This window comes from Rhizobium sp. ERR 942, from assembly GCF_007828395.1.
Classification (GTDB): domain Bacteria; phylum Pseudomonadota; class Alphaproteobacteria; order Rhizobiales; family Rhizobiaceae; genus Rhizobium; species Rhizobium dioscoreae.
The window spans coordinates 499,229-513,279 of sequence record NZ_VIUA01000006.1; the positions used below are offsets into that span (position 1 = coordinate 499,229).

The 14,051-nt window shown below is 60.2% G+C and carries 17 protein-coding genes; 11 read left to right on the top strand and 6 right to left on the bottom strand.

All coding sequences use genetic code 11. The annotated features are described in order from the left end of the window. The first annotated feature begins 120 nt into the window (after positions 1-120). The 7 genes from FBZ97_RS25705 (at position 121) to FBZ97_RS25735 (ending at position 5,131) form a co-directional block, all read left to right on the top strand. Positions 121-1,299, top strand: a complete 1,179-nt coding sequence (locus FBZ97_RS25705) for a cell wall hydrolase (protein WP_145322652.1) — start codon at positions 121-123, stop codon at positions 1,297-1,299. 313 nt (positions 1,300-1,612) lie between these two features. Further along, positions 1,613-1,957 (top strand): AtpZ/AtpI family protein, encoded by a 345-nt coding sequence (locus tag FBZ97_RS25710; RefSeq protein ID WP_113353857.1) that lies wholly within the window; start codon positions 1,613-1,615, stop codon positions 1,955-1,957. Positions 1,958-2,035: 78 nt separating this feature from the next. Further along, entirely contained in the window at positions 2,036-2,788 is a 753-nt protein-coding gene (locus tag FBZ97_RS25715) for a F0F1 ATP synthase subunit A (protein WP_092709533.1), read from the top strand. Between the two features lie 66 nt (positions 2,789-2,854). After that, entirely contained in the window at positions 2,855-3,082 is a 228-nt protein-coding gene (locus FBZ97_RS25720; RefSeq protein ID WP_015338972.1) for a F0F1 ATP synthase subunit C, read from the top strand. A gap of 78 nt (positions 3,083-3,160) precedes the next feature. After that, the gene (locus FBZ97_RS25725; RefSeq protein WP_145322654.1) at positions 3,161-3,754 is read left to right on the top strand and encodes a F0F1 ATP synthase subunit B; all 594 of its coding nucleotides are present in this window, start codon (positions 3,161-3,163) and stop codon (positions 3,752-3,754) included. Between the two features lie 3 nt (positions 3,755-3,757). Beyond that, on the top strand, positions 3,758-4,249 hold the full coding sequence (locus tag FBZ97_RS25730) for a F0F1 ATP synthase subunit B (protein WP_069612429.1): 492 nt from the start codon (positions 3,758-3,760) through the stop codon (positions 4,247-4,249). A gap of 117 nt (positions 4,250-4,366) precedes the next feature. After that, positions 4,367-5,131 (top strand): phosphotransferase, encoded by a 765-nt coding sequence (locus FBZ97_RS25735; RefSeq protein ID WP_145322655.1) that lies wholly within the window; start codon positions 4,367-4,369, stop codon positions 5,129-5,131. A 4-nt stretch (positions 5,132-5,135) separates the two neighbouring features. Here FBZ97_RS25735 and FBZ97_RS25740 read toward each other — a convergent pair whose 3' ends face one another. Continuing rightward, on the bottom strand, positions 5,136-5,795 hold the full coding sequence (locus tag FBZ97_RS25740; RefSeq protein WP_113330980.1) for a ribonuclease HII: 660 nt from the start codon (positions 5,793-5,795) through the stop codon (positions 5,136-5,138). Between the two features lie 105 nt (positions 5,796-5,900). After that, positions 5,901-7,058: a PA0069 family radical SAM protein gene (locus tag FBZ97_RS25745; protein WP_113330981.1), complete on the bottom strand. Its 1,158-nt coding sequence runs from the start codon at positions 7,056-7,058 to the stop codon at positions 5,901-5,903. A gap of 241 nt (positions 7,059-7,299) precedes the next feature. Between FBZ97_RS25745 and FBZ97_RS25750 the strand changes: the two genes are divergently transcribed. Further along, positions 7,300-7,818, top strand: a complete 519-nt coding sequence (locus FBZ97_RS25750) for a glycosyl transferase (RefSeq protein WP_069612432.1) — start codon at positions 7,300-7,302, stop codon at positions 7,816-7,818. Between the two features lie 278 nt (positions 7,819-8,096). After that, entirely contained in the window at positions 8,097-8,405 is a 309-nt protein-coding gene (locus FBZ97_RS25760) for a hypothetical protein (RefSeq protein ID WP_145322659.1), read from the top strand. 31 nt (positions 8,406-8,436) lie between these two features. Here FBZ97_RS25760 and moaB read toward each other — a convergent pair whose 3' ends face one another. The 4 genes from moaB to FBZ97_RS25780 form a co-directional block, all read right to left on the bottom strand. Continuing rightward, the gene (moaB, locus tag FBZ97_RS25765; RefSeq protein ID WP_145322794.1) at positions 8,437-8,991 is read right to left on the bottom strand and encodes a molybdenum cofactor biosynthesis protein B; all 555 of its coding nucleotides are present in this window, start codon (positions 8,989-8,991) and stop codon (positions 8,437-8,439) included. Next, positions 8,991-9,905, bottom strand: coding sequence for a 4-(cytidine 5'-diphospho)-2-C-methyl-D-erythritol kinase (locus FBZ97_RS25770; RefSeq protein ID WP_145322661.1), 915 nt, complete (start codon positions 9,903-9,905; stop codon positions 8,991-8,993). The genes moaB and FBZ97_RS25770 overlap by 1 nt, the downstream gene beginning before the upstream one ends. 7 nt (positions 9,906-9,912) lie before the next feature. Continuing rightward, positions 9,913-11,769: a tetratricopeptide repeat protein gene (locus tag FBZ97_RS25775; protein WP_113330985.1), complete on the bottom strand. Its 1,857-nt coding sequence runs from the start codon at positions 11,767-11,769 to the stop codon at positions 9,913-9,915. A gap of 124 nt (positions 11,770-11,893) precedes the next feature. Further along, entirely contained in the window at positions 11,894-12,910 is a 1,017-nt protein-coding gene (locus FBZ97_RS25780) for a polyprenyl synthetase family protein (protein ID WP_069612437.1), read from the bottom strand. A gap of 108 nt (positions 12,911-13,018) precedes the next feature. On the opposite strand from FBZ97_RS25780, the gene FBZ97_RS25785 reads away from it, so the two are divergent. Beyond that, the gene (locus FBZ97_RS25785) at positions 13,019-13,249 is read left to right on the top strand and encodes a DUF2007 domain-containing protein (RefSeq protein WP_069612438.1); all 231 of its coding nucleotides are present in this window, start codon (positions 13,019-13,021) and stop codon (positions 13,247-13,249) included. Positions 13,250-13,257: 8 nt separating this feature from the next. Beyond that, positions 13,258-14,034 carry a methyltransferase gene (locus FBZ97_RS25790; RefSeq protein ID WP_113353861.1) on the top strand — a complete coding sequence of 259 codons (777 nt, stop codon included), beginning with the start codon at positions 13,258-13,260 and terminating at the stop codon, positions 14,032-14,034. Positions 14,035-14,051 lie beyond the last annotated feature (17 nt).

Sequence of the window (14,051 nt, forward strand, 5' to 3'; positions counted from 1 at the left end):
TTGATGCATCGGCTCCGGCCCATTCATCCCTAACCATAGATTCGCCCGAATTAACCATCCATCAAGGTTAATGGGAGATTATTCCGGCTCCTAGTTTCGAGTGCCGTTTGGAGTCCGGTGTTGTCTCGCTCGCGTTCCGTCAGCCGCAAGTCGCGGTTCCTGCCACAAAATTGGACCTCTCCAGCCGTCTTCGGGCTTTGCGCCTGGCTTATTTTTCCATCGACAGCAGCCTATGGCGATCTTGCCGGCCTGCTTGCTGGGATCGACAGGGAAGGGGCCAATTGGCGCATGGTGATGACGGACTCGCCCGCCGGCTCCACCCATCAGGCGGAACTGGCCTTCGGCGATGTCAAGGCCTCTGCCGCCATTGGAGATGGCGGTCTGGTGTTGCCGGACGGGCGCCGCGTCGCGTTCCAATCCGAAGCCAAGGGCAGCGATCCACGGCCCGATGAAGACCGCATCAACCGGCAGAACAAGAAAGGCAGGGTGGTGGCCATCACGCCGATGCAGCCGCCGAAGGATTTTTCCGCAGGCTCGGTGCTGCAGCGCCAGAGCATGCTGCTTCGGCCGGAATCTGCGACCGGCGAACGCACCGCCTTCCTGAAGCCGCAGCTCGGCGGTAAGGAAATCCAGATTGCCACCGCCTTCTATAAGAAAGAGCCGCCAAAGCCTGATGATAGCGTGCCGGCCTATATCGCCAATCTGGTCACCAATCAGAATGCCGATGTTCTGGCCGCCGCCTATGCCTCGCCGGCGCCGGACTATGCCCGTGTCTCGCCCTTCGATTCCATTCTCGCCAAGGATCAGGACGGCGAGGGCCGCTTCGTGCCGCAGATCGGCCCGAAGGATCATGCCTGGGCCGCCAATGTCCTGCCGCCATCGGTTTTCTCGCCCGACGAGCAGCAATGCCTTGCCACTGGCATCTATTTCGAGGCGAGGGGCGAGTCCGTGAAAGGACAGGCGGCCGTTGCCCAGGTCATCCTCAATCGTGTCCGCAACCCGGCCTACCCGAAGACCATTTGCGGCGTCGTCTATCAGAACGAGGATTGGACCAACGCTTGCCAGTTTTCCTTCGCCTGCGACAACGTCAAGGAGCGCGTCAATTCTCCCGAACACTGGCGCATTGCCCGTCAGGTCGCCATGGCCGTGACCGCCGGCAAGATCTGGCTGCCGGAAGTCGGTTCCGCCACTCATTACCATGCTGTCTATGTCCGGCCGAAATGGGCTGCCGAAATGGTGAAGGTCGGCCGCATAGGCATGCACATCTTTTACAGGACCTATGGCGGCGGCTGGAGCTGATGCGCCCGGTTCCGGCAGATTGACACCGCGGGCGAGGTCGCTTCTCCTGGCAAAAAAGCCACAGGAAAGCGCGGGCTGAAGAGGATTCTTCGGCTCAGTTTTCGGTCAATATGGCTCTTTCGCTCTAAGATCATGATTTAATTGGGCTAATTTATGGCTGGACAGATGACGCCTACGCCTTGACTATGCTTTTTCCTAAAACTATGTTGCGCGCGACTTCAAAACGGGCCGAAAGGTGGCGAAACCTGCTGTTCGTTTACGCGTTGACCGGGGTACAGGGATTACGCGCAACGAAAATGGGGAGGATGCCACCATGACGGATGACCGCGACGAAGGTCTGGAACAGCGGCGGGCGCAGCTGGAAGCCGAATTGGCGACCAAGCGCGCTGCGGTGAGAGAGGATGAACGCGGGGAGGTTCGCGCCGAGGAAAGCCGTAAGGGCTACGCTCAGGCGATGAAGCTTTCCAGCGAGTTCATAGCCGCAATCATCGTTGGCGCCGTTCTGGGCTATGTCTTCGACCGTTTTGTCGGTACGACGCCGTGGGGCATGATTATCTTGCTGCTTCTCGGATTTTGTGCCGGCGTTTTGAATGTGCTGCGCTCTGCGGGCAAGGTGGCGACACCGGTGCCGGGCGAGGGTAGGCCTGATAAGAAATGAGCGGAGGCAACGCTGCGGCGCTGTTTCCAGATGAGAAGCATCCGCTCGGTGGAGCGGAAAAATGAAAGAGAACAAGCGGTGGCAAACGATCCTACCCATCAGTTCCTGATCTTCAAGATTATCCCGATCGATATCGGCGGAATTGATTTTTCGTTCACCAACGCCTCGCTGTTCATGGTTGCCTCCGCAGTTCTCTCTGCTGGCTTCCTTTATTTCGCCAGTGCGCCGCGCGGCGTCATCCCGACGCGCTCGCAGTCGGTGGCGGAAATGGCCTATGAGTTCATTGCCTCGATGTTGAAAGAGGGGGCGGGGACAAAGGGAATGAAGTTCTTCCCGCTGGTCTTCTCTCTCTTCATGTTCGTCCTGACGGCAAACCTGCTCGGCCTTGTTCCTTACTTCTACACCGTCACCAGCCAGATCATCGTGACACTGGCGCTTGCGCTGCTTGTCATCTTTACCGTTATTTTCTACGGCTTGATCAAGCATGGTTTCGGCTTCTTCAAGATCTTCGTCCCGCAGGGTGTCCCAGGTGTTCTTCTGCCGCTGGTAGTGGCGATCGAGATCATCTCCTTCCTGTCTCGTCCGGTTTCGCTCTCCGTTCGTCTTTTTGCCAACATGCTGGCCGGTCATATCACGCTTAAGGTGTTCGCAGGCTTCGTCGCCTCGCTCGGAGCACTCGGCGCGCTCGGTATCGGCGGGGCTGTTCTTCCTCTTATCATGACCGTCGCCCTCACCGGTCTCGAGTTCCTTGTCGCCTTCCTTCAGGCTTACGTCTTTGCGGTGCTGACTTGCATGTACCTCAACGACGCAATCCATCCGGGCGGCCACTAAGGATAAAGACATTGGCGTCTAACGGCGTCAGTCATTCACCGCACAACCATTTCAAAGGAGTTCAACATGGACGCGGAAGCAGCAAAGTTCATCGGCGCAGGTTTGGCTTGCTTTGGTATGGCCGGCACGGCTCTCGGCCTCGGCAATATCTTCGGCAGCTACCTGTCCGGCGCACTGCGCAACCCGTCGGCTGCTGACAGCCAGTTCGGCCGTCTGGTATTCGGCTTCGCCGTTACGGAAGCTCTGGGCATCTTCTCGCTGCTCGTCGCTCTCCTCCTGCTCTTCGCCGTCTGATATCAGCGGCGTCATAGATCACGGTTCGCGGGCAGCGAGCCGTGATTCTTTGTATTTGCAGACCACCTGGAGGTGAGCATGTTTGTGACCCCGGCATATGCTGAAGAAGCACCGCCGGCCGCCGGAGCGGTGCACACGGAAACGGGTGCGCCGAATGAAGGCCATCACGGCGGCGTATTCCCGCCGTTTGACCATACGACGTATCCGTCACAGCTGTTTTGGCTGGTGATCACCTTCGTCATCTTCTACGTGGCCATGCAGAAGATCGTTATTCCGCGCGTCGGTAGCATTCTGGAAAGCCGGCACGACCGGATCGCCCAGGATATCGAAGAGGCCTCGCGTCTGAAGGCTGAAGCCGATGCCGCCGTCGCGACCTATGAAAGCGAATTGGCCGCTGCGCGCGCCAAGGCGAATTCCATCGGCGCCACTGCCCGCGATGCCGCCAAGGCCAAGGCCGAAGAGGATCGCAAGGCGATCGAGGCAAGCCTGGCTGAGAAGCTCAAGGCTGCAGAAGGCCGCATTGCTGAAATCAAGGCGAAAGCCTTCGGTGATGTCGGTGCGGTTGCCGAGGAGACGGCTAGTGCCGTCGTCGAGCAGCTGGTCGGCAATGTCGCCGGCAAGGCCGATGTCGCCTCTGCGGTTGCAGCAGCTGCCGCCAAGCAGGAGGGGTGATCCATGGAGTTTGCTTTAGACAACACCTTCTTCGCCTTTGTCAGCCTTCTCATCTTCCTCGGCCTGATCGTTTACCTGAAGGTTCCGGGCATGATGGCAAAGTCGCTGGACGACCGCGCCGATCAGATCCGCAACGAGCTGGCGGAAGCCAAGCGCCTGCGTGAAGAGGCCCAGCACCTGCTGGCCGAATATCAGCGCAAGCGCAAGGAAGCCGAGGCTGAGGCAGCACACATCGTTGCCGCAGCTGAGCGCGAAGCGGAAATGCTGACGACCGAGGCTCGCAAGAAGACCGAGGAATTTGTTGCCAACCGCACGGCTTTGTCCGAGCAGAAGATCAAGCAGGCTGAAGCCGATGCGATGAAGGCGGTCCGCTCCGCTGCTGTCGACCTCGCGATCGCCGCTGCTGAATCGGTGCTTGCCAAGAAGGCCGATGGGAACGTCCAGTCCGGTCTCTTCAGCGATGCCGTCAAGGAAGTGAAGACGCGGTTGAACTAAGCCCTGGGAATATCGAAATTCGAAAGAGCCCCGCTTCGGCGGGGTTTTTTATTTCCCTCCTGCTGGGTTGATCATTGCCGGAACCAACAGCAAAATCATGAGATTGAGGAGGGATGGATGCAGGCAGCGACAGGCGGCGAACCGTTTCGTCAAGGCGATGTCATCGTGAGACCGGCTGCGGCATGGACACCCGGCGTCCACGCCTTGCTGGCTGCGCTGCATCGGCATGGATTCGATGCAGCTCCGATTTCGGCTGGATATGACAAGGCCTGGGAGCGGGTAACCTATCTGCTCGGGGATACGGGCGATCTCGATGACTGCATTGATATGCGCGGCGAAATGGCGCTACGGTCGGCTGCATCGCTGCTGCGTCGCTATCACGATTGTTCCCGCTTGTTCGCAAAAGACCTCGAGGCCGATCACACCTGGCAACTACCGGCCCGCTCGCCTTGCGAGGTCATCTGCCATGGGGATTTTGCTCCCTACAATGTCGTCCTGAACGATGGCGAAGTGACCGGTATCATCGATTTCGAGGCTGCGCATCCCGGTTCGCGAATGTGGGATCTGGCCTATGCCGTCTATCGCTGGGCGCCGCTGTCCTCCAGCGTCGCCGTCGACGGAATGGACACACTTGCCGCCCAAGTTGGTCGCGCCCGCGTCTTTGTCGATGCCTATGGCCTGTCCATTGCCGAGCGTCCCTCATTGCCTGACGTCATCGTCGAGCGGCTCGAGGCTCTTTTGGCCTTCATGGAACGGGAAGCTGCCCGCGGCATCGAGAGATATCGTCGGAATCTCCACGAGGGACATGACCGCATCTACAGAGAAGATGTTGCATATATCAGAAAGCGGTCGGCTGAAATCGCCGCGGGGCTGACGGGCTGAGTGCTTAGATGACCTCTTTGCGCAAGGGGCGAAAGCTCATGCGGTGCAGCGGGCAGGGACCATGCTCCTCGATACCTGCACGATGCTGCGCCGTGCCATAGCCGGCATGGGCCGCGAAACCATAGGCCGGAAAAACGACACCAGCACGCGCCATCATTCTGTCGCGTGTCACCTTGGCCACGATCGAAGCGGCAGCAATGGAGAAGGAGCGCGCATCACCTTTGACCACGGCTTTTCCTGGGCAGGCGAGCCCAACAGGCACGTCGAGCCCATCGGTCAACACATAGCTCGCCGGCACGGCAAGCCCGCAAATGGCACGGCGCATCGCATCGAGGCTTGCCTTGCGAATATCGGTCGTGTCGATACGGCCGGCACTCGACGAGGCGATGGACACGGTTGCCGTCGCCAGGATTTCGACGAACAGCTCCTCACGTCTGGCGGCTGTCAACTGTTTGGAATCGTTTAGCCCGTTCGGGATACGCTCTGGATCGAGAATGACGGCGGCCGCCACGACCGGTCCGGCAAGTGGGCCTCGGCCCGCCTCATCGGCCCCGGCAACCGGCCAATGGCCGGCACGGCGCGCAATCAGTTCCAGCTCGAAAGTGGGGACGAGCGGAACATCCTCGAACAGCATTGGAGAATCGGGTGGTGCACGGCGTGACATGCGGCGAAGCTCGCACACCACCCGATCTCCTGCAAGCCCCCGGTGGATCATGGCGGCGAAGCCAGGGGCTTTTCCAGCGGGTACAGGGAAAACCCGCAGGGATCGTCAGAGCAGCGACAGCTGCACGCCGCTGCCATCCGGCGGCACGAACAGGTCGTCGCGTAGCGCAATATTGCGGCGTGTGAGCGCGAGCCGGCGGGTCGCCATCTCGAAACGGCGGCTGATCTGCCAGGCATAGGGTCCGGCACCCTTCATGCGCTTGCCGAATTCGGCATCGTAATCCTTGCCACCGCGCATCGAGCGGATCAGCGACATGACGTGACGGTAGCGATCCGGATAATGCTGCAGCAGCCAGTCGCGGAAGAGCGGGCTTACTTCCAGCGGCAGCCGCAGGATGACATAGCTTGCCTCCAGCGCACCGGCCGCCTTGCCGGCGTCGAGGATACGCTCGATCTCATGGTCGTTGAGCGCTGGAATGATTGGTGCCACCATGATCGAGGTGCGGATCCCAGCCTCGCTCAAAGCCTGGATCGCCTCCAGCCGCCGCGGCGGCGTCGCGGCTCGCGGCTCCATGGTGCGCGCGAGCTTGCGGTCGAGTGTCGTCACCGACAGGCCTACGCGCACCAAGTTCTTGGCGGCCATCTCTTTCAGAATGTCGATATCGCGCATGATCAGCGCCGACTTGGTGACGATGGCAACCGGATGGTTCGCCCGGTTCAGCACTTCGAGAATCTGGCGCATGATCCGCCATTCCTTCTCGATCGGCTGATAGGGGTCGGTATTGGTGCCGATGGCAATCACCCGCGGCTTGTAGCCGGGCTTTGCCAGCTCACGCTCCAGAAGCTTGGCGGCATCCGGCTTGGCAAAGAGCTTCGATTCGAAATCCAGCCCCGCCGACAGTCCCATATAGGCATGCGTCGGCCGTGCGAAGCAATAGATGCAGCCGTGCTCGCAGCCGCGATAAGGATTGATCGATCGGTCGAAGGGAATATCGGGGGATTCGTTGCGGGTAATGGCCGTGCGCGGCTTCTCCACCTGCACTTCGGTTTTGAATGGCGGCAACTCTTCCCAGCTTTGCCAGCCGTCGTCGAAGGCTTCGCGCTGCTGCGGCTCGAACCGGCCGCTCGGGTTCAATCCGGCGCCGCGCCCACGCCGACGCTCGACGTCGACCCTGAGACCGGCATCGGCGATCAAAGCATTGGCAACATCTGCCGTATTGGCAGGCGCGAAAGCGGCCTGCCCTGCAAGGGACTGCTCGTTCATCGGTAGCTCCAGGGCGGCTCATGCCATCGCATGCCGCGTCTAAGATGATTAAATTCCTATCCGACAAATAAGAACATTGCAAGAACAAAAATCCGCGATCGTCATTTTCCATCTCATTCACGGGAGGTATTCGGCGGCGCCGGCCGTGAGAATTTTCGGCCGCTTATGATGCTTTTCTTAAACGCTCGAGCCTGAGGGTTAGGTGCTGGCAATAAATTATGCGCCGCTCTATAAATGGGCAATGTTGACGGTCATCATCGAATGCCAGGATCACGAACCCGAGCTGGCGCAGACATTGGCGGCATTGGTGGCAGGAGCGGTCGAAGGGCTGGTCAGCGACGTGGTCGTGCTCGATCACGGTTCCAGGGACGGCACATCGAAGGTGGCCGATGCCGCCGGCTGCCGCTTTTATTCGCAGTGGGATATCAAGGATATATTACGGTCTGCGAGGGGCGAATGGTTGCTGCTGGTCGAGCCGGGCGCGCGGCCGCAAGCCGGCTGGATCGATGAGATCGCCGAATATGTCTCGCTGAACAAGGTGCCGGCGCGCTTTACAGCATCGCGCGGCTATCGTCGCCCCTTTCTGAAGCGAATTGGCCGTCGTACGGCGCCCCTGGAACTGGGTTTGCTGCTTTCCAAGCACCAGGCGATCGCCGTCGCCAGGTCGGGCATGGGGCTGGCGGAGTTCGCCAAGGGACAGAAGGGCCGACGGCTTTCAAGCGAGCTCATTCCGTCCTGGGTGGCACGCGCGGCGCGATAGGGCCTAGAGCGTTTCCGCTTTTCTTCGAATCGCGAAAACGCTCCATCTTCTTGTTTTTACGCAGCTCCGGACGCAAAATCGCTTCGCACTTTTGCTGGAACTGCGCTAGCGTTCCGCAGATTCCATTTGTAAACGCGCGAATAGCTGCGATAATTTGCATGTGGCGGCACCTTATGCGTGTCGCGTCAGGCGGCCGACCATGAAGATGCCGATATCAGGCGGAACTGGTCAGCGGAACTCTCCTTTTCTGCCGGGATTTCGGCGAAAGGAGGTGCGTTATGAAACGCACGATGCTCTACCGCCTCATGGCAACGATCTTCGTTGCAAATGCAACTCTTTTCCCCGGCATTGCCGCCGCTCAGGTGACCTTGGCCTGCGCTCAACGCGTCGATATCGTCGCGTTTCTTGGTGACCATCTCTCTGAAAAGCTTTCGGCCGTCGGCAAGCTCGATCAGAGCACGATTGTTGAGATCTACGCCGCCGAGAGCGGCAACTGGACACTGCTGATGAGCGACGTATCCGGCCGGAGCTGCATCATTCTCATCGGCGATTCTTGGGAATCAATTCCTGTTCTGCCGAAGGCATGATCGACGCGCAATATCGCGTTGAGCAGAAGACTTATCTCGAGCCGGCGCCGCGCTTTAGATGCTCGTCGAGGCGCGGCATGATCTCCACGAAATTGCAGGGCATGTGGCGATAGTCGAGTTGCGCCTTCAAGATGCCGTCCCATGCATCCTTGCAGGCGCCAGGCGAACCCGGCAGTACGAAAATGAAGGTGGCATTGGCTACACCGCCGGTCGCCCGTGACTGGATCGTCGCCGTGCCGATCTTGTCGTAGGAAATGCGATGAAAGACCTCGGAAAACCCATCCATCCGCTTCTCGAACAGCGGCTCCAGCGCCTCGGGCGTGACATCGCGGCCGGTAAAGCCAGTCCCGCCGGTGGTAATCACCACATCAATCGCATCGTCCTTCGTCCAGGCTTCCACCTGCGCGCGGATGCGCTCCTTGTCGTCTGGCACGATAGCGCGGGCAGCAAGCCTGTGACCCGCCTCCACAATGCGGGCAGCCAGCGTATCGCCGGATTTATCGTCAGCGAGCGTGCGTGTGTCGGAAACGGTCAGCACGGCGATGCCGACGGGAATGAAGGATCTTTCGTTGCCTGACGCTGCCATCATGCCTCTCCCGCGATCGTTTCGGTTACCTGGAAATACCAGTCCGGCCGCTGCCTGTGAAGCGAAGCGGCGGCGGCCGCCGCCTGTTCGATATCGTTGAAAATACCGAAGCACGTCGCACCGGAACCGGACATGCGCGTCATGATCGGCGCCTGGCTTTCGATCAGGCCGGAGAGCGCTGAAATCTCACCGCAGATCGATCGTGCCGGCGGTTCGAGATCGTTGCGCAAGGTCTTGATCGTGTCGATCCATTCGCCATGTCCCTGCGGCATCTGCGATGGAAACAAGAGCGGCGGATTGTCCTTGCGGGTGAGCTGCCGAAACACATCCGATGTCGAGACGCCGACAAGCGGATTGCCGAGAACAACGGCAAAGGCGGGAAATCCCCGCAGCAGGTCTATCGCCTCGCCAATCCCGCGCGCGACCAGCGGTTGGCTGGCAAGGCACATCGGCACATCGGCGCCGAGTTTCAAGGCGATGGTTTTGACCGTCGCCTCCGGCAGGGTAACGCGCCATAGCCGCATCAGCCCGCGCAAGGTCGCCGCCGCGTCCGCCGAGCCGCCGCCGATGCCGGATGCGATCGGTAGATTCTTTTCCAGATGAATATGGGCAGGGGGGGCATCGAAGCCGGCCGAGTTGACTGCCTGCCGCAAGAGATCGCGCGCCTTGAGAACGAGATTGTCGCCGGCCTCGGCATCGGCCGAAAGCAACGGGCCAAAACGTCCTGAGAGACTGAAATCGTCATCCGCACTTGCGCGAAAGAAAAGACGGTCGCCATGGCGGGCAAAGCTGACGAGCATGTCGAGCAAATGATAGCCATCGGCTCGGCGACCCGTGACATGCAATGCAAGATTGATCTTTGCGGGCGCTTCTTCCGTGAGGTCGAAATCGCCCGCAGCCAAGATCGTGCTCATGGAAATCTTAGGACTTCTTGTCGACCGGCGCCGGAGCGTTCGCGTCGGGCGAGGGCGCGGGTGCTGGATCGGGCAGCTTGCTTTTGTCAACAGTCTTCGGATCGTTGTCGAGCGGCGGCAAGCCCTTCTCGACCTTCTCCTTGATTTTCGGAATATCGGCTTCTTCCGGCTTCGAGGCGAGCGCCCGGTTCCACTGATAGACGGCTTCGAGCTTGCGATTGACACGCCAGTAGGCGTCGCCGAGATGGTCGTTGATCGTCGGATCGCCGGCCTTGAGCTGCGCTGCCCGCTCCAATTCGCTCACCGCATCATCGAAACGGTTGAGGCGGAAATAGGCCCAGCCAAGGGAATCGACGATATAGCCGTCATCCGGCCTCAGATCGACGGCCTTCTTGATCATGTCCAAACCCTGGTCGAGGTTCATGTTCATGTCGACCCAGGAATAGCCCAGATAATTCAGCACCTGCGGCTGGTCCGGATTGAGTTCGAGGGCCTTCTTGAAGTTCGGCTCTGCATCCGCCCATTTCTTCAGCCGCTCATAGGCAATGCCGCGCTGGAAGAAAACCGCCCAGTCGCTGCGCTTCGGCACCGGGCCGATGATCTGCACGGCCTTGTCGTAATTATCGGCCATGGACTGGAAGTCCTTGGCGTCGGAAAGCACGCTGCCATAGGCGAGATAGCTGCGGACATCGTTGGGATCGGAATCGATCAGTGCCTTCAGATGTTTGCGTGCATCGTCGATTTTACCTGCCTGGGCGAGTGCGAGGCCGAGCTGCAGCTCGGAGATGCGGGCCATCGGCGAATTATCAGGCACCTTCTTGTAGAAGGCGATCGCTCGATCGGTCTGCTCCTGTTTTTCGGCCAGCCCGCCGAGCAGGACCAGCGTATCGGCCGCCTTCGGATCGAGGGAGTTGGCGATCTGCAAATAGAGCGAGACGACATCCTCGGCACCATCGCGGTTCAGCGCAGCACCGATGGTGAACAGAACGGCGGCTGCACCCTCGCTGGCGTTCGTCACCTGCTGATCCGGCGTATCGCCCTTGCTGATGCTGTCGCGCAGTGCATTCAGCGGCGCATAATTGCTGACGAGATTGTCGCCGACGGAAATCGCATCCAGGGCCTTCTGCTTGTCTCCGGCCTTGGCTTCGAGGCGTGCGAGCGCCATGACGGCGCGCATGAAGGTGTCAGGTGCGGTCGCGCCGCCCGTCTTGTCGAGGATGGCATCGTTAAGGTGAGAGCGTGCCGACTTCAGGTCGCCCAGCGTCAGCGCAATGGCGCCGGCATGATAGTTCTTGAAGATGTTGAACCAATCCGGGCCCTTCATCTTGTCGATCATCGAGATTGCTTCCTTGCCGCGGCCGGATCCGGCACGCGCCCAGGCGGCGAGCAGGTTGGTCATCATTCGGTCGAGATCGTTCGGACCGTTATATTTGAGGATTTCCTGCGCGGTGCGGTATTCATGGCGGCGGATGGCATCCATGCCGCGCACGATCGTCGTGACACGCTCGACCGAAGGATCGCTCTTCAACTCGTTGGCGTATTTGACGCCTTCTTCCAGATTGCCGTTCAGCAGCAGCGAGATCATCAGCCGCTGGCGAATTTCCGGATTGCTCGGATCGATCATCAGCGCCTTTTTGTAGAGCGCAATGGCAGTATCGTAGTCGTGATCGACATCTGCGGTACGGGCGGCGAGGAACGCGCCTGCGAACGTATCGACGCTATCCGGATCGAAAGAAGTGACCGGAGCACTGGCCTCCGGCGCTGCCGGCTTATCCTCTGCGCGCGCGCCAGTCAGGGCGGACACCGAAAGGATTGCCGCCAAGGCTACGCCCGAAAGGAAACGGATGGCAAGTCTCTGCCGCATTAGAAAGCCTTTCATCAAGGGAATGGCCGGCGACTTCGCCGGCGGCACAACGCATTCGTGTCAACTGATTCACAACAGGATGGCTTTTTTGAAGCGGCCCTGCAACAAATTCAGGCCGCCGCTGTCAATTAACGCGTTCGATGCAGAAATCGATCACTTCCAGAAGTGCCGATTTCCAGGGCGTTTCCGGCAATGGCGCCAAGGCGTCGCGGGCAATGGTGCCGTAGTGTACGGCGCGGGCAATTGTGTCGGCCAGCGCGCCGTATTTCGTGATCAGGCCGAGGGCCTTTTCGAGATTCTCGTCGCTGTTATCGCCGGTTTCGATGGCCTCACGCCAGAAGGCGCGTTCCTTCTCGGTGCCGCGGCGATAGGCGAGGATTACCGGAAGCGTGATCTTGCCCTCGCGGAAATCGTCGCCGACATTCTTGCCGAGGTCGGCAGCCTTGCCGCCGTAATCGAGCGCATCGTCGACGAGCTGGAAGGCTAGGCCGAGATTGGTGCCGTAGGATTTCAGCGCATTGCGCTCCGCCTTGCCGGCATTGGCGACGATCGGGCCGACTTCGGCCGCGGCGGCAAAGAGCGCCGCGGTCTTGGCGCGGATGACCGAGAGATAATCGTCTTCCGTCGTCTCCATGTTCTTGGAAACGGAAAGCTGCAGCACTTCGCCTTCCGCGATCACGCAGGCTGCCGAAGAGAGTACGTCGAGCGCTTCGAGCGAGCCGACTTCCACCATCATGCGGAAAGCCTGGCCGAGCAGGAAATCGCCGACCAGAACGCTCGCCTGGTTGCCCCAGATCATCCGGGCCGTGGATTTGCCGCGGCGCAGATCGCTTTCATCGACGACGTCGTCGTGCAGCAGCGTCGCCGTATGCAGGAATTCGACCGATGTCGCGAGCTTGATGTGATTGTCGCCCTGATAGCCGTACAGTGCGGCGGACGCGATCGTCAGCATCGGCCGCAAACGCTTGCCGCCGGAGGAGATGAGGTGCTCCGCAACCTCGGGGATCATCTGCACATCGGAGCCGGCCTTGGACAGGATGAGCTGATTGACGCGTTCCATGTCCGCCTTGGTCAGGTCCACCAAAGGCTTGATGGATGCCAGTTTATTCTTGCTTTCTTCCAGCGGTATCACGACGCCCAACGATCCGGACTCCTGTTCATTTCCTGCAAAGCACAATAAGAAGGGGCGAAAGAGGCGGCAAGAGGCGAATTGTCTCGTCGCGTAAATTTGACAGGAATTCTAAGGCTTATGCACGAGCTGATCCGCACCAACGACCCGGTCCTTCTCTCATTTGCAGAGAGTCTGATGAAGGATGCAGGAATCCATTGCCTGGTGGCGGATCAGGCGATGAGCGTTCTGGAGGGTTCGCTCGGCATGCTGCCCCGCCGCTTTCTGGTGGAGGAGGAGCGTGCCGATCTGGCGCGCCGCATCCTCATTGATGCTGGTCTCGGTGACGAACTGCGCCCGGTGCGGACCTGAGGTCGGCCATGACCGGCAAGCCCTCCGAAACCATCGATGCCTTCCACCGCGGCGCCTTCCATGTCGTGCAGCCGAAAGGCAGGGGGCACCGCTCCGGTATGGATGCCATGTTGCTGGCGGCCCTCGTCGCAGATGAGCGGACGATCCGGGTGGCGGATCTCGGCGCAGGTGCTGGAGCAGCCGGAATGGCCGTGGCCTCGAGACTCGACCGGGCGGAGGTCGTGCTGTTCGAGCGCTCGTCCGACATGGCCGAGTTCGCGCGCAGGAGCCTTTCGTTGCCGGAAAATGCCCGTTTTGCCGGCCGCGTGTCCGTTATCGAGGCCGACGTGACGCTGACCGGCAAGGATCGCAACGAGGCGGGGCTTGTCGACGACAGCTTCCACCATGTCATCATGAACCCGCCTTTCAACGATGCCAGCGACCGGTTGACGCCCGACGCCTTGAAGGCAGAGGCACATGCCATGACGGACGGACTGTTCGAGAAATGGATTCGCACGGCAGGTGCGATCATGATCCCTGGTGGGCAGCTGTCGCTGATCGCCCGGCCGGAGTCGATCGGCGAGATCATCGCCGCCTGCGGTCGCCGCTTCGGCGGCATTGAAATCACACCGATCCATCCCCGCGAAGGCGAGAGTGCGGTGCGCATCCTGGTGACGGCGATCAAGGGTTCGAGGGCGAGGCTGGCGCTGCGCGCACCTCTGATCATGCACGGCGAAGGGACGCATAAATTCACCGATTTCGTCGATGATATGAACAACGGCCGCGCTTCGTATCCGCGCCGATAGCCATTCGGCTGCCCTCA

Excerpts from the sequence above, each read along its gene's own strand:
- FBZ97_RS25710 (WP_113353857.1), top strand. The coding sequence starts at position 1,613 with ATGACGGATGACCGCGACGAAGGTCTGGAACAGCGGCGGGCGCAGCTG.
- FBZ97_RS25720 (WP_015338972.1), top strand. The coding sequence starts at position 2,855 with ATGGACGCGGAAGCAGCAAAGTTCATCGGCGCAGGTTTGGCTTGCTTT.
- FBZ97_RS25725 (WP_145322654.1), top strand. The coding sequence starts at position 3,161 with ATGTTTGTGACCCCGGCATATGCTGAAGAAGCACCGCCGGCCGCCGGA.
- FBZ97_RS25730 (WP_069612429.1), top strand. The coding sequence starts at position 3,758 with ATGGAGTTTGCTTTAGACAACACCTTCTTCGCCTTTGTCAGCCTTCTC.
- FBZ97_RS25735 (WP_145322655.1), top strand. The coding sequence starts at position 4,367 with ATGCAGGCAGCGACAGGCGGCGAACCGTTTCGTCAAGGCGATGTCATC.
- FBZ97_RS25740 (WP_113330980.1), bottom strand. The coding sequence starts at position 5,795 with ATGTCACGCCGTGCACCACCCGATTCTCCAATGCTGTTCGAGGATGTT.
- FBZ97_RS25745 (WP_113330981.1), bottom strand. The coding sequence starts at position 7,058 with ATGAACGAGCAGTCCCTTGCAGGGCAGGCCGCTTTCGCGCCTGCCAAT.
- FBZ97_RS25750 (WP_069612432.1), top strand. The coding sequence starts at position 7,300 with ATGTTGACGGTCATCATCGAATGCCAGGATCACGAACCCGAGCTGGCG.
- FBZ97_RS25760 (WP_145322659.1), top strand. The coding sequence starts at position 8,097 with ATGAAACGCACGATGCTCTACCGCCTCATGGCAACGATCTTCGTTGCA.
- moaB (WP_145322794.1), bottom strand. The coding sequence starts at position 8,991 with ATGGCAGCGTCAGGCAACGAAAGATCCTTCATTCCCGTCGGCATCGCC.
- FBZ97_RS25770 (WP_145322661.1), bottom strand. The coding sequence starts at position 9,905 with ATGAGCACGATCTTGGCTGCGGGCGATTTCGACCTCACGGAAGAAGCG.
- FBZ97_RS25775 (WP_113330985.1), bottom strand. The coding sequence starts at position 11,769 with ATGCGGCAGAGACTTGCCATCCGTTTCCTTTCGGGCGTAGCCTTGGCG.
- FBZ97_RS25785 (WP_069612438.1), top strand. The coding sequence starts at position 13,019 with ATGCACGAGCTGATCCGCACCAACGACCCGGTCCTTCTCTCATTTGCA.
- FBZ97_RS25790 (WP_113353861.1), top strand. The coding sequence starts at position 13,258 with ATGACCGGCAAGCCCTCCGAAACCATCGATGCCTTCCACCGCGGCGCC.